Origin of the sequence: Rhodopirellula sp. P2 (assembly GCF_028768465.1) — a bacterium.
In the GTDB taxonomy this organism is placed as follows: domain Bacteria; phylum Planctomycetota; class Planctomycetia; order Pirellulales; family Pirellulaceae; genus Rhodopirellula.
The window spans coordinates 4819287-4839902 of sequence record NZ_CP118225.1 but is presented as its reverse complement, the minus strand read 5'-3'; the positions used below and the strand labels follow the sequence as shown (position 1 = coordinate 4839902).

The window sequence follows — 20616 nt, the reverse complement described above, 5'->3', positions numbered from 1 at the left end:
TTGGCAGCATCACCGGGGCAACGTTTGGTGATTGTCCGAGAACGCGAATTTGTCAGCGTTTTCGGGGGCCTTGGGGGGAAAGCGTTTGTGTCTCTCCCCGTACGACGGCCTTCCCGGGCCGTCGCGAGACCAAGCGATCGTACGCGTGTTGAGAAGATACCAGACGGTCTTGGGCGACCATCGTGTAGTTCGGAGCCATTCTCCCGACGGTCTGGTAGACCGCCGTGGGCTCGCATTCCCTGGTATTAGGAAACGTGGATCACGGCTTTGACAACCCCTGTCTCGGGATCGGTCCACGATGGGAACGATTCGATGACGTCCTCGAATTTCGCGTGGTGGGTGATCCAAGGATCGGTGTCGATGACGCCGGTTTCGATCAGATCAATGATTCGCGAAAAATCCCGTGTCAACGCATTGCGGCTGGCCAGGATCGTCAACTCGCGGCGATGCAAGAACGGTGCGTGCGGGAATTGCAGGTCTTGCTGGGTGATCCCCACGTAGACGACTCGTCCACCGAACGCTGCCATTTCCATCGCACGTCGCATCGAGTGATGGTTGCCGGTTGCGTCAACCACCACATCGGCGCGGCGGCCCTGGGTCATCGCTTCCAGTTTTTCGATGTCGGCTTCGGAGCCATCAAACCGGATGGTGTTCGTGACGCCCATCTTCTCGGTGACAAAGTCCAGCCGGGTTTGGCTGAGGTCAGCAACGATGACGTTGGCACCGGCGACGCGAGCGAACTCGATCGCGGACAATCCAATCGGTCCCGATCCAATCACCAACACGGTGTCTTTTTCGGTGACTTGTGCTCGATCGATCGCATGGCAACCAATCGCCAGCGTTTCCACCAAGGCCGACTGCTCGTACGAAAGGTTATTGGCAGGATGCAACTTGCGGGCGGGCAAGATCATCTTTTCGGTCAGCCCTCCGTCGCACATCACGCCGAGTGTTTGGTGTGACTCGCAGCAGTTCGTCAAACCACGTTCGCACGAGTAACACGTTTGGCAATTGATGTACGGTTCAACGCTGCAGCGATCGCCGACTTTGACGTTCTCGACGCCTTCGCCAACCGCGAGGACTTCCACACCCAATTCGTGCCCCGGAATTCGGGGGTACGAAAAGAAGGGGAACTTGCCGAGGTAGCCGCCCAAGTCGGTGCCGCAGACCCCGACACGGTGGATTCGAACCAAGGCTTCACCGGGACCCGGTGGCGATGGTTCGTCGATCTCAATCTGCTCCCATTGTTTGGGGGCAGTCAGTTGCAAGGCTTTCATGCTCAGGCTCCCGTTCCGATGGCTTTGCCATCTTCGTCGATGAACAACGCCAGCAGGTGGCGGTCGTAGATGTTCTGGGTGACTTGTTGTCCGACGATTTCTTCGTTGGATTCCAGCAAATCGGTGTATCGGGCGCCGGCTTTGGCAGCGACCTTGAACGAGACGTGCAGCAGCTGACGCACGTTGGCGTTGAAGTTCGGGTTCGAAGGGATGTGACGAATCAGCTCCGCGAACGCGGGACCGTCGAGTTTTTCCACTGCCGCTGAATCGGGCAATTGCGAGCGGTCGATGTCGATGACGCTGGCGTAGGGAGCGCACAGTTCGTCGACGTGTTCCAACGCGTAAACGTAGATTTCTTTGGCAAGTGCCAAACCATCGCCACCGGCTTCCGCCAACCCGATGATTTCTTCCAACCAAGTGGTGCCAGCGGTCTTCAAGTGAACGCCCGCGCCGGTTCGTTTGAGGCAATCGCGAATGATCGGGTACAAGCTGAACTTGTCGCTGCCGCTGTGAACACTGAGCTTCAAGACTTCGGGCAATCCGTACGCTTTGACCGCGTGAGCCAGCACGGCGACGTCGTCATTGAATTCGCGTTCGAATTGAGCCAAGTCGCCGACGTAGTCCACGCCTTTATTGAATCGACCGGTGAACTTCGGTGCGATCGTTTGCACGCGAATGTTTTCATCTGCCAACATCGCCAGAATGATCAACAACTCGGGCGGGGTTTGCGGTTCATCGGTTTCGTCCATCGAGACTTCGGCGATGTAATTGCCTTCGCCTTTGACGGACGCGATGTGCCGATCGATCTCGCCAGCTTCTTTGGTTGCCAACATGTACTGTCCGGCAACCCGGCGAACGTCTTCTTCGGTGATGGTCAGCGGAGCGGACAGACCTTCGAGTTCCAACGTGCCGATCAACTCGCTGTGCTTGGCAACGAAAGCGTCGATGTCAGCTTGGTCGGCTGGTTTGCCGATCGAATCCGCAACGTCGAGCGTGAAGAAGTCGGAACAAGGCAAGAACGGTTCCACGGTCTTCAAACCGATATGATCCGCGTCGACGTGCCAAGGTCGATCGAAGCCGAGCTTTGCGACGGCGGCCGCGGCCGCGTCGTACACACTCTGCGGTTGCGATCCCACAAAGGTGTGCTCACGGTTGGATTTGTTCCAAACCGGAGCGACGTGGATGCCCTTTTCGGCCAGACGAGTGAAGGATCGCAGTTGAGCGGCCGCTTGATGGGCAAAGCGGTCACCGACGCCGAAGGAGTATTTCTCAATCGTTAGCAAGGGAAGGCTCTCGAAACAGGTGGGGTGAAGGAGATGTTGGGCTAGCAATATGACTCATCAAGCCCATTTCGACCACGGGGCGTTTCAATCCCCCGGAACCGTAAGTCTTACTTGTGTATAGACTTCCGTGGTCGTTTGCCGTTTCGTTCCATTGGCGTGAGCAAGGCTCCGTCCGCCATTCAATGGGATTGAAGTGGAAGCAACTTTATCGAATGAGTTCCAGCACGGCAAAGATTGGCCGGTGGTCGGAGGCAACCACTTCGTCCAAGACTTTGACTTCGATCAATTTCCAACGAGTGCTCGGTCGAAACAGGATGAAATCAATCTGACGTTGTGGTTTCGCCACGGGAATCGTCGGCATGACCCGCTCGTTGACTCGAGTCCACTTGGTCTCAAGCTCATCCAGCGTTGGGCTGTTGAGGACGTCGTTCATGTCCCCGGCCAGCAACGCGGAACGTTCTGGCGTTTTACTGACAATTTGGTTGATAGCCTTGGCCGATGCAATTCGTTCGCGGTCGTTGCGGCGAGAATCCAGATGCGTGGCCAACAGCAACAGTGGCTGGTCGAGTCCGGGGATCTGCAGCTCTGCCGATAGCACACCACGCTGTTCACCGTCGTCGAAATTCGGTAGCAGCCGGTTGCGATGATCGACGATCGGATACTTCGACAGCACCGCGTTGCCGTAGTGACCGCCTTGCAGCGGAATGTTGGGCCCAAAGGCGACCTGCATCCCCGTCAGCCGCGCTAGTTCGGCCGGTTGATCGACGCTGCCGCTTCGCGAGGCCTTTTGATCAACTTCCTGGAGCGTCACCAAATCTGGTTCGACCGACTGAATCACCTTGGCGATTCGTTGCAGGTCCAATTTGCCGTCCACCCCTTCGCCGTGATGGATGTTGTAGCAGAGCACTCGCAGCTGCACAGGTTCCGCAGCCCCCAGCACGCCAGTGGCCATGAACATCACCAACCCGGCCAACCAAGCCTGCCCACAACCTCTCATTCTCACACGAATCACTCGCATCCCTGATCCTTCCATCCAAGGTGTTCCCACATAAAACGCTCAATCTACCCGAAAAAGGTGTCAGGTACCTTTTTGGTGGTTTAGGTAGTTTCGTGGGCGATCTTGGACGGATTCATCGAGCAGGTTCAAACGATCGCAACTTTGGCCTTCGAACTTCGTGAACCGGTCAAGGGGACGGAGTTCTTGATGATCCTGCGGCGATGTCACTGGCAGACCGGTCATGAGTGGGCGATTGTCAAATCGATCAAGGTGATCAGCATCTTACCTATTCTGCCAAAAAGGTACCTGACACCTTTTCGAAGAAGACGGCGAGCCAGAGGGTCGGTTCGTTGGGGGTGGTCCATTCGACTCGGTGGCGTTGGTGGGCGGGGATGAGGAGGTGATCGCCTGGTTTCATGCAGATGACTTTGTCATCGCTGAAGCGGAGGCGGGCTTCTCCCTTGAGGACGACCACCCATTCGTCTTGCGCTTGGTCGTACCACTCGCCGGGATCGGTGGAGTGGCCCGTGGAGACGATTCGCTCGATGCGAACCGATTCACCTTCCGCCAAGACCTCGATGAGTTCCGATGGTAAATGCGTTGGCACGTTTTCGAACAGGTTCATGTCGGCGGATCGTTGTCGTTGGATTGGTGAGGAACTCGGTGCGACAAGGGAATGATGTCGACCGAGCGGGATTTCGATCGCGGTCAGCTTGGTCATTCCAATTGGATGATGCCGAGATCGACTGCACCGGTTGCTTGCTCATCCTCGGTCGATGGCACCGAGAATCGGTGGTTCCGGATGGTACCCTTTTGCCCCTCACCGAGATCGGCCCTCAGTTCATACTCGCCCGCAGGTATGTCGTTGATTTGGAAAACTCCATCTGGACCAACCGTGGCGTAGTACCGAATCGACTTGGAACGCTCACGCTTGTAGGTCTTGCTGCTGGCTAGGAATCCCAGCCCTTCCGGAGTACGCAACCATGCTTCCCATTGGCCGGGTTTCTGATTCAAAGTCTTTCGGTCGACTGGCGGAACCGGTGCAACGAGGTGGCGAGAAACATAGACGCTTGCGAGTTTCCAATGGATTGGCATGTCATGGGCGATGGGAGCTCTCAATTGTCCCACGGCGACAGATCCGGAACCGCCGATGTCGAGAATTCGGTGTTCGCCAGGATCAAGTGTGATCGGAATTCTTGGCGTAGAAGCCACCTCTCTTGCACCATCGTCCACCATCATGATGATTTCGCGAGCGACGATTGTTGACTCGTCGAATAGTCGGCTGTGGCGATAACGGCCACGTTCATCGGTCCTGGCGATTGCTGACGCAAAGATTCGCCCACCGATCGGATGATCCGAATGGAATTCATTCAGGTCAATCCTCAGACGCAAGTTGGCTGCTGGTTTCGAACCGATTCGATAAGTGCCTTCGATCGATGACCAAGGCTTGAGTTCAACTGGGGCATCGGAATCAATCGATTCAGAAAACAGCAATGCATGGCCCTGTTCATGAAGCACTGCCAAATGGAAAGGGGCTTCACGCGCCGGCACGCGGAACTGGCCTTTCTCATCGGCTACCAAACGAGTTGCATAAGTCGAAGAATCGTCGAACCTTCCGTCCTGAATTGAAATTTGGGAACCATGATCGGAGATCGCGAGTTTGGCACCAGAAGCGGGACGCCCGTTTGCGTCGACAAGTTGCCCAGTGAGACTTGCAGCTCGCTGCATTTGAAAATCGAACGTCACTTCGCCTTCGTCATATTCGAAGTCGCGTGATTGAGCCACGCGATATCCGTCCGCTTCAATGCGAACGACATAACCATTACCTGATCGATTGAACGTCACTTGGTAGTCGGCAGCGTTGCAGGAAGATCCTGGTTTTCGGCAACCCGTTTCCGTCGGCATCCACGACGCGGACTTTGACATGTCCACCCGGAGGCAAGACAAAGTCGACCGGTTCCATTCCCGGACGAATGTGGACCTCTTTCATTTCCAAGGCACGTTCTTTGGCAATCACGACAACACGGCAATGCATTTCTTCACAGCCCGTCAGTTGATAGCGTCCAAAATCGTCCGTCTTTGTTTCCCGAATCTCGTTGAGAAACTTGGTTCTGACGGTCGCATCTTCGATTGGTTTGCCTTGTAGGTCACGAACAAAACCAGCCAATGTCAACCCTTGCGTCAAGGTGACGCTGCCCGAGGATGGTTGTTCCGCAGTCGATTCAAACTCACTGCGAGAAAGATTGGTTCTCACTGGGCCGAATTTGGGATGATTGATCGCGACCGCCACGTCACGTTTGGAGATGGGAACATGTCCATACCGCCAACGCCCTTTCGCGTCGGTTTTGATCGTGGTACCAACATGCAACGATCTCGTCGCTGTTGGTGGCATGCGAAACGGCAGACTCGGATGAACTTCGGCGCCCTCGATGGGGCGACCGCCAGGGTCGAGCACCACTCCACCCACCGCCCACGCGGCCTCAATTCGTGCGGTCGCTGAATCAGGCATGGAGTTCTTGTTTGTATCAAACGCGAGCCAATACGGAGCGTAGCCCTCCGACACAATCGAAAAGGAAATGTTCTTTGGGAACTGCTTCCTCTGCAGACGCAGAACCCCAATGGAATCAGCTTTGACCATGACGCCGTAAGTGCCCTTCTTTTCAGAGGTACCCACCACGATGTCGGTGGCTGCAATTCTGGGGCGGCACCGGATTTCAATGCTTGCGTTGGGGACGACATTGCCTTCCAAGTCAACGACTCGCAGTTCAAACGCTTGCGATTCGGCTCGGGACTCGGTCGCGGTTTCATCTGCTTCGACGGAACCATGGCAGACCAGCGTGAGCAACAGAAAACCAGCGAACGACCAGCGTGTCGCAGCGAATGTCCATGCAGTCATTTTAAATTCCTCGTTGAGTCTGAACGTCCGTCGACAATCACGTGACAAGTTGATTCCCACCAAGATAGCACGCTGTGACCTTCTGGATAAAAACGACTTGCACTGCCTACGGATTGTCGGCACAATGCCTACAGGTTGTCGTCGAAGGAAAGTACTTGAAGAACCACGGTCCAGGAGAAACGGATGACGAAGTCCACACCGCCGCCGCTGACTGAATCCCAGCGGGAGGTCATGGAAATATTCTGGAAGCACGGCGAAGCGACCGTCAGTGAAGTGCGGGAGTATCTGGCCGGCCTTGGACGACACGTCGCACGCAATACGGTCCAAACAACGATTGTACGTTTGGAAGCTAAAGGTTGGGCGAAGCATCGCGAATGCGGCAGGACGTTTGTCTATTCCGCCGCTCAACCCAAAACGCGTTCTTTGGGCGTCAAGGTTGCTCAGATGGTGGATCGATTTTTCGCTGGTTCACCGGAGGACATGGTGACGGCGTTGATCGAATACCGCGGGCTGACGGAGGAAGAAGCCACGCGGATCACGGCGATGATTGATGAAGCGGCTGAAAAAGCGAAAGAGACCTCTCTGAAGAAGACCAAGTCGAAAGCCACTCGAAAGCGAGGTCGCTGAGCATGAATCTTCCACCTTATGTTCTCAGTTGCGTGCTGTTCGCCGGCTTGATTTCTTTCGCGGCTTTGACGGCCAATCGGATGTTGCGAAGGTTTGCAACCGCACGCCACGGAATGCTTCTTTCTGCTTTGGTGTTGATCCTTGTCAGCCCAGCCTGGATCGCGCTGCTACGGACGCCTCAGGTCGCCTCTCGCAACCCATTGCCGGGGTTGTTGGCCAGCGAACGCGACACGCCGATGGACAATGAATCCAACATGCTTTTGCCGTTGCTAGCAGAATTGCGGGCCGAAACGGAAGTGGCCAGCTTGATGGAGCGCCACATTGAGTCGACACCAATCGACCAAGTGTCGCGGGAAGAAAATGAAGCATTGTCACAAGGCGATGTGGAAGTGACATCACACGCGTACCAGCCCGCGTTGGCGACCGGAGCGTCTCGCGATTCAGCAATCCAGGCAAAGCCGCTCAGGGGGCAATTCATGAGAGCGGCGTGGTTTGTGTTTCCGGCGTTGGTAGTGGTGTCACTGCTCGGCACGCTCGTTGGATTGATTCGAGTGGTGCTCGGCTTGGTTCGTTTGCGTCAGATTCTGAGAAGCTCCAATTCTGTCTCCAGCCCCCGCGTGTGTGAATGCTTCGCCGAAGCCTGCGAACGTGTCGGGATCCGACCCGAGTCCGTTCGTTTGGCAACTTCTGACCAAGTCGAGATTCCCATCGCCGCTCGATTGATTCAGTCGGTGGTCGTTTTGCCTCGTGAGATGGTTCAGGACGATTCGACATCGGATTTGCGTCAAGTTCTGATCCATGAACTGGCTCATGTGAAACGCCGAGACCAATGGGTTGTGATCCTACAACACCTCACATCAGCAATTCATTGGTGGAACCCGTTGGTACATCGTCTGAATCGTTGTCTTGCGGAGGCCCGAGAAGAGATTTGCGACAACTATGTGCTGGAAAATTGCGATGCGCCGAGCTATTGCCGGACTCTATTGCAAATCACCCAGCGTCAAAATCATGCGTTGGTTCCGTTCGGAGCGGTCGGCTTGTTCACCTCGCGATGGAAGCTCGAACAACGAATCCAATCGCTGCTGAACGCGAATCGAAATCGGACAACAGCAATGACTTGGAAAGGTCGTTCGCTAATCGGGCTTGGTGTTCTATTGGTGTTGGCTATGGGTAGCCAATTGGCGATCCCGGTCGAGGCGATTGAGCCTCAAATCACGGGCTCCAGCGAATCCCCGGCCCAGACTCCGGTCGTCACACAGCCCAACGAGGACAGCGAAGAGCTATTGAGAAATGCGGCCTTTTCGGGATACGTCAAAGATGAGTTCGGCCGACCCATTGAAAGTGCAAAGGTGGTTGCCTTCTACCAACTGAGCGAGCAGCGTGAGGTGGTGAGCTTGGTGGATGCGTCGGATGCGGAGGGGCGTTTCGAATTCACTGACATTCCACTCACCAACCCAGATTTGAAATCACTGGCCATTTATTCCTACGCGAGCGGCTATGCAATTCAAACGCGACGTGTTCATCGCCATTCCGGTTCGCCACCGTTGAACGCTGATTTGCTCGACCTGGATTTTGAACTGCAGCCAGAGGCGATCGGAATTGTCGATGTGGTCGACGAAGAGGGGCAACCCGTGGCTGGGGCTGTCCTGAATCAATTGCAGTTAAAAGGCGAAACATTGACCAGTCTGTATCTGTACCGTGATGTCTGGGAGCAACTCGGTTTGCCTGTGCCAACGTCGGACGAAAATGGCCGTATGGAGATCCCTTCCATTTCGCAAGCCAGCTTTTATGACGTTCAGCTGGTGCATCCCGAATTTGCCAAAACGCCGATTTGGGAAACTCTTCTTTCGGAAACACCTTTGACCGCCGTGATCGAGAAGGGAGATCCGGTCAAGTTTGTCGTCAAAAGTCCCACCGACTCGGACAAAATAGATCAGGCGAAGATCGAAGTGGTGGTCAATGAGATCGGTGGCGTATTCATGGTCGTTTGTGATGTCCCCGAAGACGGGATCGTTGAGACGCGACTACGTGATGCCAACTCGAACATCTCGATCAAGCACCCAACGCTTGTCAGTCGGTCCTGGCATTTTTACCGAAAAGACAAGCCCACGATGGAGTTCTCGCTTCATCACACAGGAACGGTCCGAGGCCGAGTAGTGGATGCAGAGACGGGCGATGGAGTTGGGCAAATGTCCATCTCTTTTAGCGCCAATCATCGGCAGGGGCACCGCCTTCGCACCGATGAGGAAGGCTATTACGAAGGCGAGGTCGCCGAAGGCGAATACTCTGTGCAAATCGAAGATACTCAGGGTCAATGGAAGATCCCGAAGAACGATCGGCGGGAAATCCATGTTGCGGCGAACGAGACCGTTCAAATGAAAACGTTCACCGCGAACCGATCTGCTCCAATTCAGGGACGAGTGCTACTTGAGTCAGGCGAGCCCGTTGCGAATGCCATCGTTCTTCAAGGTTTACGGCAAGAGCCCATCCTGACTGATGCTGACGGAAAGTTTGCTGTTGTTCGTGGATGGCGAAGTGGTCAGGTGGTCTATGCGATTCATCCGACCAAAAAGCTGTCTCGTGTGACGATTTTGCCAAACGATGCGAAACGTCTCGAGATGGTGCTGGCACCCGAAGGAAGCTTAAAGGGCGTCGTCATTGATTCGGACGGCAACGCTTTGGTGGATGTTCCGGTCTCGCTTAAAATTCAGGTGTCATCGCGCTCAAATCGTGGGAGCAACATGTCGACGACCATACGGACCAAGCAAACCGACCAAGACGGAGCCGTCCATTTTGATGGACTGATTGAAGGAGCCCATTATGCTCTCGAAGCAAATGGGAAATTCAGATCGAGCTTTGGTGAACGGTTGCGGCAATCCAGTCGATTGTTTGACGTTGCCGCGGCGCCCTGGGAAGACGTTGAACTCAAAGTCCACTCCGCGTTGGAAGCGGAGCTCAATGAACTGGCCCGGTATCAGCAGGCTCCGGAGACGATCCAGCCATTGAGGGCAACGAATTGGTTGCAAGGCGATCCGGTCGATGTTGTTTCAGGAGAAGCGGACTTTCGTCTGCTTGTGTTCGGACGATCGAAACGCAGTTTCCAAGAAGCGAATCTTGTGCACCAGTTTTATGGTGATCAAGGGGTTCAAGTCGTTGGTGTCGTCGGGACCAGAATCTCAGGACCTGAAAACAGAGACGCATGGGCGGGAGAGCTTCAACTCCCAATTGCGGTCGATGACGGCAACGCCAAGATGTTCTCTCGGTATGGTTTCGATTCAAATGGCGGTGTCCTGCTGTACGGAGCAGATGGACAACTCATCGAACGGATCAATGGAGGGAGAGACCTACTTTGGATCATGAGAAATCACGTTTTGTACCGGGATTGATCCAATCAGATGCTTCTATCGTTCTCGCTCAAAAACGCTTGTGCGTGTACGATCCTCGTATGACTGACAACACTCTTCCTCCCAATCAACAGCTTGTTCGTGGTGATCGTTGGCCCATTGTTGGTGAACGACACCCGGGCGACACCGATTCGCCTTGGTCGCTCGAGATTTGTGGCTGCGTCTCTAGTTCGCGAACGTTTTCGCTCGACGAGATTCAAGCGATGCCGCAGGTGGTTCGTCAAATCGATGTTCACTGCGTGACGCGTTGGTCGAAACCGGCGATGTCATTCACTGGCGTGCGCTTGCTCGATTTGCTGCACGACTCGGGGACGCCGATTTGGACCGGTGAAGTGAAATTCGTTTCGTTTGTCGCAAGGAGTGAGCGAAATCATTCGACTTCGCTACCGCTCAGCGAGGTGCTGGAACTCGACCCGATCATCGCTTTGCAAGCAGAAGGCAAGCCGCTGGCGACGGAAAATGGTGGTCCGATGCGAATGGTTGTGCCCGGCAAGTACTTTTACAAAAGCGTGAAGTGGATCCGTCGGATTGAGTTTTTGAACGAAGAACGCCTGGGCTACTGGGAATCCGAGGCTGGTTACCACAACGGGGCGGATCCGTGGCATGAGGAACGCTACATGGCACCGACGTTGACCAAGCAAGCCGCGTTGCGAGTGATCGAGTCCCGAGATTTTCGAGGGCAAGATCTTCGGGGGATCCAAGCGTCCCATCGAGACTTGGCCGGTTTGAAAGCGACCAACGCGAAGCTTCGGGATGCAGATTTCCAATCCTGCAATCTTCAGCAGGCTGAGCTTCGTAACGCCAATCTCTCCAATGCGAAGCTCCAGATGGCCGACCTTCGAGAGGCTTGCCTCGAGAACGCGGACCTGGAAGGAGCGGACCTCTCTGGGGCTGACCTTCGACACTGCAACCTCCGCGGAGCGTCCCTCTTTGGGGCCACCTTTTGCCAATTTGGTCGAGACGCGATGCCTTCATTGGCTGCCAAGATTGATTCGGCCACTCAACTCGATGTCGCCTCCTTGGACGCGTTGGTTGAGGACCAGAAGGCGTTTGTTCTGAACGCGATCGAATCGTCGAGGTCGGATTGATCGGCGTGGATGTCTGCTCGATGTTCAGCGACTGCGGCCAAGCAATTTGAAACTGTCCGAGGTGCTTGGCTCACTCGGATTCGCTTCGCCGATCGTCAGCTCGCTTCAGGCAGAATTCATTGATCGGGCAAGTCTCGCATTTCGGCGTTCGCGACAAGCAAATACGCTTGCCGAACTGGATCAGCCAAAAGTGCCCTTCCGCGAAAGCCCAGGGGGGAGCCATCTCGTCCAACGCTTCCGCCGTTTTTTCGGCATTGGTCCCGATGGCGATGCCGGTCCGATTGCAAACGCGATGAACGTGTGTGTCAACGGCGATTGTGTCGATCCCAAAGGCAAACTGCATCACAATGTCGGCACACTTTCGGCCGATACCGGGGAGCTGCATCAATTGCGCACGGGTGCTGGGGACAACTCCACCAAATTCATCCAGCAACGCTCGGCAGAATTTGCGAACGTTTTTGGTTTTGACGTTGTACAGACCACACGGCTTGATCGCTTCCGAGATTTGACTCTCGCTCAGTTGGAGCATGGTTCGGGGAGACCTCGCCAGCTTGAACAAAGCCGCTGTCGCGGAGGCCGTGTTGGCATCCCGTGACTGGGCGGACAGCATGCAAGAGATGCACGTGCGAAACGGGTTGGGTTGTCCCTTTGGTCCCATCGCACCCGGAGCACGACCTGGCATTTCTCGGGAGAGGATTTGGAAGACCCGCTCGATGTTTTCCGGCGGCAGTTGCTGTTTCGACATCGGTGTCAGTGATTCATCAATCGCTCTCAAGTTCGCTTTCAAGCTTCAGCACATTGTTCGCATCGTCAACCGCAACATAGTAGGCAGGGTTCTCTTCCGAGCCATCTCGCGTGATTTCCGAGCCATCAATTTTCCGCGTTACCTTTTGGGTGAAGCTGGATTGCACCGTTCCGTGTCCGTATCCGTTCCCCCACTTCCACTTCACGCTGGACCCTTCGTTGTACTTTGCCATTTTCAGTTATCTCTTTGTGAGTTTTTCGGTTCTTGAACTGAGTCGTGTGAATCCAACGGTGGATGCTTCGTTGGGGTGATGTCGCCAGGCACGTTGACGTAGATCTTTTCCCCGCAGTCAGGGCAGGCGGGAACGCGGTCATCAACCACTTTCCCACACTGCGGACATGTGACGTGATTCAATGGAGTGTTCATTGCTGATTGGTTCTCTCTTGTCAGGGAAGGTGCTGTCGTGGTGATCGTTTTCGCGTTGATGCATCGTGAATGCATCTCCTGTGCCAACGGGGCCAAGACAATCTCGGGATTGCTCATGCGGTGCCAGTGCCCAGGCCTGGCAGGCATTCAGAAGTCAGACCAACGAACGATCGGGATTGCTGCAGAATTCGAATTCATTGAAGGGAGCGTTGAACAAGGAGCGTTGTATCAAACCGCCAGTTTGCGCCGTGGCAGGGCAGCTTGCGGGATCCGCTGCCAACGGCCAGCAGTTGCTGCGAGGACACCTTGCGATCGAGTTGGTTTGCGTCCGCTTGGTGGTCGAACCGCCGTTGTCAGGCAACTCGTTGGCAACCGCTGTCTCATTGCATGGCGACATCGGCATGGGCTTTGCGGACCCGCATAATGTGTTGTCGTTGGAGTGGGATTCGCCAGAGTTCCTGCTCGTCACGGAAGCGTGAACCGAACCACGGAATTCTGGCGAGTCCCCAAACGAGTCATTCGCCAATGGAAGTTCGTGACAAACTGACGATCCTCGCTGATGCGGCGAAGTACGATGCGTCGTGCGCCAGCAGCGGAGCGAAGGGGACTCGTCCCGGCAGTCAGATCGGCAGCACGGAGGGAATGGGAATTTGTCACAGCTACACGCCCGATGGTCGCTGCGTCTCGCTGTTGAAGATTCTGCTGACAAACTATTGCATCTACGATTGTCAGTACTGCGTGAATCGCATCTCCAGCGACACGCCTCGCGCTCGTTTCACCGTCGATGAAGTCGTTTCGTTGACGATGGAATTCTACAAACGCAACTACATCGAAGGACTGTTTCTGAGTTCTGGGATCATCCAAAACTCGGACTACACGATGGAGCAGCTGATCGAGGTGGCACGCCGGCTTCGGACCGACCAACATTTCGGCGGCTACATTCATTTGAAGACGATCCCCAACGCCTCGCAGGGACTGATCGAGCAAGCGGGTGCATGGGCCGATCGGCTGAGTGTCAACATCGAGCTGCCCACCGAAAGCGACTTGGTGCAACTTGCTCCAGAAAAGAAGAAGCCGCAAATCGTCGACACGATGAGTGGGATTCGCGAAAAGATCGATGAGACGAAGGAGGAACAGAAGTCTGGTTTCAAGCCGCCGCGATTCGCACCGGCCGGCCAAAGCACCCAAATGATTGTCGGAGCGACACCGACTCCCGATCTGGAAATACTCAAGACGGCTTCCGAGTTGTACGCCGGTCAACGTCTCCGGCGTGTGTACTACTCAGCCTACAGCCCGATCCCTCACGCCGACGCACGACTGCCTGGGCAATCGCCTCCACTGGTGCGTGAACATCGCTTGTACCAAGCCGATTGGCTGATGCGATTTTACGGGTTTGACGCCAGTGAAATTGTCGCGGAGAGCGACTCGAATTTGTCACTGGAAATGGATCCCAAACTGGCATGGGCGATCGCAAACCGCCACTTCTTTCCAGTGGACGTGAATCGAGCCAGCCGGGAAGAGTTGCTTCGCATTCCCGGGATTGGTGTTCGCAGCGTGGACCGCATTTTGAAGATCCGCAAGTTCCAAAGTCTGCGATCGGCGGATCTGCGGAAATTGCGTGTTGCTTGGAAACGAACCAAATGGTTTGTCGAAACGGCCGACCACAATCCTGGACTGGCCAGCCTGGACAAGCTCGATCTTGGGGAACGTGCCAAGCCACCGACGACTCAGTTGTTGCTGTTTGATGCCTCCACGTCGGCGATTTCAGGGGAGGTTTGATGTCCATGATTCAGACAAATTGCGTTGAGAGTTTTCCACAGTGGCGAACCGAGGCCAGACGGCTGCTCAGGTTGGGCGTGCGTCCTGCCGATGTCCGTTGGCAAGCGGATCCAGACCAACCGAGTCTGTTTGAGGACTCATCGAAGGGCTCGGAAGCCAGCCAGCCGATTGATGAGTCCACTGGCAAGCCGAACGGCGTGGCGAGTTCAGAGACGACCGTTCCGCGTTCCTTTCTCGATCTCGCCGAAAAGGTCGCCTGCCATCGCGACGCCGGTCGCTGGGAACTGCTCTACCGAACCTTGTGGCGGATCCTCAGCGAGCAGCGTGAATTGCTGAAGATCACAACCGACGACGATGTCTACCAACTGACACAGATGCAGAAGGCGGTCACGCGGGACGTTCACAAGATGAAAGCGTTTGTGCGGTTTCGAAAGGTCGCTGATGACCCCGAGACCTTTGTGGCTTGGCATCGTCCGGACCACCGGATCGTGCGTCTGGCGGCTCCGTTCTTCGCGAGACGTTTCAAAGGGATGCACTGGTCCATTTTTACACCGGATGAATCAGCGTCCTGGGACCAAAGCGAATTGCAATTTGGACGCGGGGTACCCGCCAGCCAAGTGGACAGTGAAGATTCGCTGGAAGAGCTTTGGAAGACTTACTACGCGTCCATCTTCAATCCGGCTCGGGTGAAGGTTGCGACGATGAAACGTGAGATGCCAGTGCGTCATTGGGCGACATTGCCTGAAGCGGAGTTGATACCGGAGCTTCTTGAGCAAGCACCGACTCGTGTCGAGAAGATGATTGAAACGCACGAAGGATTTGGCCAGACGGCGATGCACTTCATGCCGTCAGAGATCGATCTTCCCAAGCTTGCTCTGGCGGCGCGGCAATGTTCGGCCTGCGATCTGTGCCATGCTGCAACGCAAGTCGTCTTTGGCGAAGGCAATCCAGATTCCAGGATAGTCCTGATCGGTGAGCAGCCCGGCGACCAGGAAGACCTTCAAGGCAAACCGTTCGTCGGTCCCGCTGGGCAACTCCTCAACGAGTGCTTGTCGCAGGCTGGGATCGATCGCGACGACGTCTATGTCACCAACACCGTCAAGCATTTCAAGTTCACCGAGCGAGGGAAAAGGAGATTGCATCAGAAGCCAAACTCACGTGAGATTTACGCTTGTCGGCCTTGGTTGGAAGCGGAGTTGGCAGTGATCGCGCCGAAGACAATCGTGTGCCTGGGAGCGACCCCGTCGCAAGCTTTGTTGGGACGCGATTTCCGCATCACGAAATCGCGTGGGATGCGGATGCAAACCGAGTGGTGCGACCGGACGTTTGCGACTTGGCACCCCGCTGCCGTTCTGAGGATGCCGGATGAATCACGGCGATTCCAGATGCAAGAACAACTTGTCGGTGACCTGAGAATCGCGGCGAGCCAAGCATGATTCTGGAATCAACGCCCACCGGTTTGTATTGCGCACGCGGTGGCTTTTACATTGACCCCAACCGCCCAGTTGAACGGGCCGTTGTCAGTCACGCGCACACGGACCACGCCCGTTGGGGCTGCCGCCGGTACTTGGCGGCCAAACCCAGCGAGCACCTGCTGCGAATGCGGATGAACGATGATGCCGAGTTCGAGTTTTTGAACTATGGCGAATCCGTTTCGATTGCCGGAATCGACATCAGCTTCCATCCTGCCGGCCACATCCTGGGTTCCGCCCAAGTTCGACTGGAATATCGAGGCCGCGTCGAAGTGGTCACCGGTGATTACAAACTCGGCGACGATCCAACCTGCGAAAGCTGGCAGCCGATCCGGTGTCACCTGATGGTCACCGAGTCGACGTTTGGATTGCCAGTTTATCGCTGGCAACCGGACGAGGTGACAACGTCCGCGATCAATCAGTGGTGGCGAGAGAGCCGCGATGATGGCAAGTGTTGCGTGTTGTATGGATACGCGGTTGGAAAGAGCCAGAGGTTGCTGGCGGAATTGGACACAACCATTGGGCCGATCTACACCCATGGGGCAGTTGAAAAAGGGACTCAAGCGTACCGGGATTCAGGAGTCGCGATGCCCGAAACGACTTACGTTGGCTCGATCGAGGGCAAACATGATTGGAAGGGCGGGATGGTGGTGGCGGTACCCAGTTCGCATGGGACGCCGTGGATGCGAAAGTTCGGACGTGTCAGCACGGCGATGGCCAGTGGTTGGATGGCGGTTCGCGGGGCGCGGCGACGTCGCAGCGTGGATCGTGGTTTTATCGTCAGCGATCATGTCGATTGGCCTTCGCTGATGCAGGCCGTCGAGGCGTGCGATCCCGAAACGGTTTGGGTCACGCACGGGTACAGTGCGGTCGTGGCACGCTACCTCACCGAGCAAGGTCGTCAGGCGGAGGTCTTGGAATCATCCTCTCGTGGCGAAAGCGACGAAGATGCCGAGGCGGCGGAGCATCTTGCCGAATCGGAGACCGGTTCATGATTCGGTTCGCACAGCTCTACAACACGTTGGATTCGACAACGAAAACGAACGAGAAGATTGCAGCCATGTCGGCCTACTTCGGCGAAGTGGACGGGTTGGACGCAGCCTGGGCGATTCACTTTCTTTCAGGCAGCAAACTTCGTCAGCTTGTGCCAACTAAACGGTTGCGAGTTTGGGCTGCGGAACAAGCTGGGATTCCTACTTGGTTGTTCGAGGAGTCGTATCACGCAGTCGGCGACCTCGCGGAGACCTTGGCGTTGGTGGTTCCGGTGGGCGAAGAGCAGGAATGGACGGGAGCCAACCTCGCGCTGCCTCCGAGGGAGTCCAGTGAATGCGAAGGCAACGAGTCCGCGTTGAGTTCCCCAATGTTGGATAAGTCCGAATTCTTCGAAACCGGATGCAAGACCTCGGCCGGAGATGACAGCCTTGCGGGCTGGGTCACCCAGCGTCTGTTGCCGCTTCGCAACATGGAAGAGGACGATCAGCGGGCAGCGATTTTCACGATCTGGGAACAAACGCCCGTTCACGTTCGCTTTGTGGTGATGAAGCTGATCACGGGAGCGTTTCGTGTTGGGGTCAGCAAACGCTTGGTGACACGCGCGATCGCGGACCGATATCAGATTCCCGCTGATGTGATTGCACACCGTCTGATGGGAAATTGGAAACCATCGGTTGAGTTCTTCCAGCAACTGATTGACTCCGACACCCAGGACACGAGACTCAGCCAGCCATACCCGTTTTGTTTGGCTCACGCACTCGACAATGAGCTCGGACCAGAACCACTGGGCGACGTTTCGAATTACGTGGCGGAATGGAAATGGGATGGCATTCGCGGCCAGGTGATCCGGCGAGCGGGCGAAACCTTTGTTTGGTCACGCGGGGAAGATCTGATGGAAAATCGTTGGCCGGAGATTGACGAAGCCGCCGCCTGCTTGCCGAACGGGACCGTGCTGGACGGGGAAATCCTGGCGGCAAAATCGGATGGGGAAGTGCTTCCATTTTCCGCGTTGCAACGACGGATTGGTCGAAAGACTGTTGGCAAGAAGCTTTTGTCGGAAGTTCCGGTTGTCTTCCATGCCTTTGATCTGCTGGAAGACGGTGGCAGCGATATACGATCGCTCCCGTTCAGCGAACGTCGTCAGCGACTCGAGTCACTGTTGCGATCGATCGAGCACCCGCACCTCCGTGCGACGAAGTTGATCGAGGGATCCTCGTGGGACACCTGGCGGAAGATCCGCGAATCAAGTCGCCAACAGAACGCCGAAGGTTTGATGCTGAAGCACAAGCAAGCCGTCTACGACACCGGGCGTGTTCGAGGAACGTGGTGGAAATGGAAGGTCCAGCCATACACGATCGACGCTGTTTTGATCTATGCACAAAAGGGACACGGCAGGCGGGCGAGTCTGTACACGGATTACACGTTTGCACTGTGGGACGAAGAGAAACTGGTTCCCTTTGCAAAAGCCTACAGCGGACTGACGGATGCCGAGATTCGGAAAGTCGATCGGTTTGTTCGTCGCCATACCAAGGAATCATTTGGACCGGTGCGCAGCGTGTCGCCTGAGCTGGTGATGGAGCTTGCGTTTGAGGGATTGCAGCGCAGTCCGCGACACAAGAGCGGCGTTGCAACGCGGTTTCCAAGGATTCTGCGTTGGCGTCACGACAAACAGGCGGCCGACGCGAACCAGCTCAGCGAGCTACTCGAATTGCTGCCCTGACGAATGTCTATCCCAACCCGACGCGTGAGCAAGGGACCGTGCTGCTCGGTGAGGAGTCCCTCGCTGACGCGTCGGGTTGGGATGATGAGGCGCACTCGATTCTATCAAGGCGATGGGCCACTCATTTGGACGGTTGCGTTTCACGGCGAATGACGTGAGCTTGGTGACATTCCCAACCCGACGCGTGAGCGAGGGACCGTGCTGCTCGGTGAGGAGTCCCTCGGGCGTCGAGCAGCTATCGTTCCAGTCCCTTTCGATCTTGAGCTTCAGTGACGTACAACACGACTCTCGCGAGCGAGTCTTCGTTCCAGATGTATCGAATACTTCCTCTCTCCGCCCACCAATTGGAGCGATTTTGATTCGACCTTTCTTTCAACCTTCGTGTACACCATGCTTTGATATCCTTGCGAATCTTCTTGGGGGCCGTCTTGGCACCGCTGACCACGATGTGTGCATGATTGGATCGGCAATCAATCGCGTGCAACGTCCAGTCTCGAAATTGGCAAGTTTCTGATACTTGAGCGATGACAATTTTTCGCTCGCCTGGATCGAGCAGGCACTGCTTCTCCTTCATTTGTGTCGTGCACATTGACTCGAGATTTCGATTGGGCAATTGCCACCCATGGTGATACTCGACCCATCCGCGATCGTTGCCAGGAAGCCAGGTCCCATACGTTGGCCAAGTGATGAAGAATGCGAACGGATCTTGCATTGACACGTTGTGAACCATCTGGAGGAGTCCCTCGCTGACGCGTCGGGTTGTGATGATGAGGCGCACGCGATTCTATCAAGGCGATGGGCCACTCGTTTGGACGGTTGCGTTTCACTGCGAATGACGTGAGCTTGGTGACAATCCCAACCCGACGGGTGAGCGAGGGACCGTGCTGCTCGGTGAGGAGTCCCTCGCTGACGCGTCGGGTTGGGAAGATGAGGCGCACGCGATTCGATCAAGGCGATGGGCCATTCATTTGGACGGTTGCGTTTCACTGCGAATGACGTGAGCTTGGTGGCAATCCCAACCCGACGCGTGAGCGAGGGACCATGCAGCTCGGTGGTGAGTCCCTCGCTGACGCGTCGGGTTGTGATGATGAGACTCACTCGATTCTATCAAGGCGATTGGCCATTCATTTGGACGGTTGCGTTTCACTGCGAATGACGTGAGCTTGGTGACATTCCCAACCCGACGGGTGAGCGAGGGACCGTGCTGCTCGGTGAGGAGTCCCTCGCTGACGCGTCGGGTTGTGATGATGAGGCGCACACGATTCTATCAAGGCGATGGGCCACTCATTTGGACGGTTGCGTTTCACTGCGAATGACGTGAGTTTGGTGGCAATCCCAACCCGACGGGTGAGCGAGGGACCGTGCTGCTCGGTGGTGAGTCCCTCGCTGACGCGTCGGGTTGGGATGATGAGGCGCACGCGATTCTATCAAGGCGATGGGCCACTCATTTGGACGGTTGCGTTTCACTGCGAATGACGTGAGCTTGGTGGCAATCCCAACCCGACGCGTGAGCGAGGGACCGTGCTGCTCGGTGGTGAGTCCCTCGCTGACGCGTCGGGTTGGGATGATGAGGCGCACGCGATTCTATCAAGGCGATTGGCCACTCGTTTGGACAGTTGCGTTTCACGGCGAATGACGTGAGCTTGGTGACATTCCCAACCCGACGCGTGAGCGAGGGACCGTGCTGCTCGGTGGTGAGTCCCTCGCTGACGCGTCGGGTTGTGATGATGAGGCGCACGCGATTCTATCAAGGCGATGGGCCACTCGTTTGGACGGTTGCGCTTCACGGCGAATGACGTGAGCTTGGTGACATTCCCAACCCGACGCGTGAGCGAGGGACCGTGCTGCTCGGTGGTGAGTCCCTCGCTGACGCGTCGGGTTGTGATGATGACTTCGCTCGGTGGCACACCGA

18 protein-coding genes are annotated in these 20616 nt (G+C 56.0%); 8 read left to right on the top strand and 10 right to left on the bottom strand.

Annotation, left to right across the window (positions count from 1 at the left end; genetic code table 11):
- Positions 1-245: 245 nt before the first annotated feature.
- The 6 genes from PSR62_RS17175 to PSR62_RS17150 all read right to left on the bottom strand — a co-directional run bounded on the left by PSR62_RS17175 (position 246) and on the right by PSR62_RS17150 (position 6450).
- Entirely contained in the window at positions 246-1274 is a 1029-nt protein-coding gene (locus PSR62_RS17175; protein ID WP_274404234.1) for a zinc-binding alcohol dehydrogenase family protein, read from the bottom strand.
- A 2-nt stretch (positions 1275-1276) separates the two neighbouring features.
- Complete coding sequence (locus tag PSR62_RS17170) at positions 1277-2557, bottom strand: tagaturonate epimerase family protein (RefSeq protein WP_274404233.1); 1281 nt, start codon at positions 2555-2557, stop codon at positions 1277-1279.
- Between the two features lie 205 nt (positions 2558-2762).
- The gene (locus tag PSR62_RS17165) at positions 2763-3575 is read right to left on the bottom strand and encodes an endonuclease/exonuclease/phosphatase family protein (RefSeq protein ID WP_274404232.1); all 813 of its coding nucleotides are present in this window, start codon (positions 3573-3575) and stop codon (positions 2763-2765) included.
- Positions 3576-3840: 265 nt separating this feature from the next.
- Positions 3841-4275, bottom strand: coding sequence for a cupin domain-containing protein (locus PSR62_RS17160; protein ID WP_274404231.1), 435 nt, complete (start codon positions 4273-4275; stop codon positions 3841-3843).
- Positions 4272-5339, bottom strand: a complete 1068-nt coding sequence (locus tag PSR62_RS17155; protein WP_274404230.1) for a hypothetical protein — start codon at positions 5337-5339, stop codon at positions 4272-4274. The genes PSR62_RS17160 and PSR62_RS17155 overlap by 4 nt, the downstream gene beginning before the upstream one ends.
- Before the next feature lie 37 nt (positions 5340-5376).
- The gene (locus tag PSR62_RS17150) at positions 5377-6450 is read right to left on the bottom strand and encodes a carboxypeptidase regulatory-like domain-containing protein (RefSeq protein ID WP_274404229.1); all 1074 of its coding nucleotides are present in this window, start codon (positions 6448-6450) and stop codon (positions 5377-5379) included.
- Positions 6451-6633: 183 nt separating this feature from the next.
- On the opposite strand from PSR62_RS17150, the gene PSR62_RS17145 reads away from it, so the two are divergent.
- Genes PSR62_RS17145 through PSR62_RS17135 form a run of 3 tightly spaced genes read left to right on the top strand, consistent with a single transcriptional unit; the run spans position 6634 to position 11569 of the window.
- Complete coding sequence (locus PSR62_RS17145; RefSeq protein WP_274404228.1) at positions 6634-7077, top strand: BlaI/MecI/CopY family transcriptional regulator; 444 nt, start codon at positions 6634-6636, stop codon at positions 7075-7077.
- A gap of 2 nt (positions 7078-7079) precedes the next feature.
- Positions 7080-10463, top strand: a complete 3384-nt coding sequence (locus tag PSR62_RS17140) for a M56 family metallopeptidase (protein ID WP_274404227.1) — start codon at positions 7080-7082, stop codon at positions 10461-10463.
- A gap of 59 nt (positions 10464-10522) precedes the next feature.
- Positions 10523-11569, top strand: coding sequence for a molybdopterin-dependent oxidoreductase (locus PSR62_RS17135; protein ID WP_274404226.1), 1047 nt, complete (start codon positions 10523-10525; stop codon positions 11567-11569).
- A gap of 70 nt (positions 11570-11639) precedes the next feature.
- On the opposite strand, the gene PSR62_RS17130 is transcribed toward PSR62_RS17135, so the two are convergent.
- Genes PSR62_RS17130 through PSR62_RS17120 form a run of 3 tightly spaced genes read right to left on the bottom strand, consistent with a single transcriptional unit; the run spans position 11640 to position 12740 of the window.
- Positions 11640-12344 (bottom strand): endonuclease III domain-containing protein, encoded by a 705-nt coding sequence (locus PSR62_RS17130; RefSeq protein ID WP_274404225.1) that lies wholly within the window; start codon positions 12342-12344, stop codon positions 11640-11642.
- Positions 12331-12546 carry a DUF2945 domain-containing protein gene (locus PSR62_RS17125; RefSeq protein WP_274404224.1) on the bottom strand — a complete coding sequence of 72 codons (216 nt, stop codon included), beginning with the start codon at positions 12544-12546 and terminating at the stop codon, positions 12331-12333. Before PSR62_RS17125 ends, PSR62_RS17130 begins: the two co-directional genes overlap by 14 nt.
- Before the next feature lie 2 nt (positions 12547-12548).
- Positions 12549-12740 carry a zinc ribbon domain-containing protein gene (locus tag PSR62_RS17120; protein ID WP_274404223.1) on the bottom strand — a complete coding sequence of 64 codons (192 nt, stop codon included), beginning with the start codon at positions 12738-12740 and terminating at the stop codon, positions 12549-12551.
- A gap of 176 nt (positions 12741-12916) precedes the next feature.
- Between PSR62_RS17120 and PSR62_RS17115 the strand changes: the two genes are divergently transcribed.
- Genes PSR62_RS17115 through PSR62_RS17095 form a run of 5 tightly spaced genes read left to right on the top strand, consistent with a single transcriptional unit; the run spans position 12917 to position 18704 of the window.
- Positions 12917-13219 carry a hypothetical protein gene (locus PSR62_RS17115; RefSeq protein ID WP_274404222.1) on the top strand — a complete coding sequence of 101 codons (303 nt, stop codon included), beginning with the start codon at positions 12917-12919 and terminating at the stop codon, positions 13217-13219.
- 46 nt (positions 13220-13265) lie between these two features.
- Positions 13266-14519: a putative DNA modification/repair radical SAM protein gene (locus tag PSR62_RS17110; RefSeq protein ID WP_274404221.1), complete on the top strand. Its 1254-nt coding sequence runs from the start codon at positions 13266-13268 to the stop codon at positions 14517-14519.
- A gap of 5 nt (positions 14520-14524) precedes the next feature.
- Complete coding sequence (locus tag PSR62_RS17105; RefSeq protein ID WP_274404220.1) at positions 14525-15955, top strand: UdgX family uracil-DNA binding protein; 1431 nt, start codon at positions 14525-14527, stop codon at positions 15953-15955.
- Complete coding sequence (locus PSR62_RS17100; RefSeq protein WP_274404219.1) at positions 15952-16986, top strand: ligase-associated DNA damage response exonuclease; 1035 nt, start codon at positions 15952-15954, stop codon at positions 16984-16986. Before PSR62_RS17105 ends, PSR62_RS17100 begins: the two co-directional genes overlap by 4 nt.
- Entirely contained in the window at positions 16983-18704 is a 1722-nt protein-coding gene (locus tag PSR62_RS17095) for an ATP-dependent DNA ligase (protein ID WP_274404218.1), read from the top strand. Before PSR62_RS17100 ends, PSR62_RS17095 begins: the two co-directional genes overlap by 4 nt.
- Positions 18705-18939: 235 nt before the next feature.
- Here the strand turns inward: PSR62_RS17095 and PSR62_RS17090 are convergent, their stop codons facing one another.
- Positions 18940-19416, bottom strand: coding sequence for a transposase (locus PSR62_RS17090; protein ID WP_274408248.1), 477 nt, complete (start codon positions 19414-19416; stop codon positions 18940-18942).
- Between the last annotated feature and the right edge of the window lie 1200 nt (positions 19417-20616).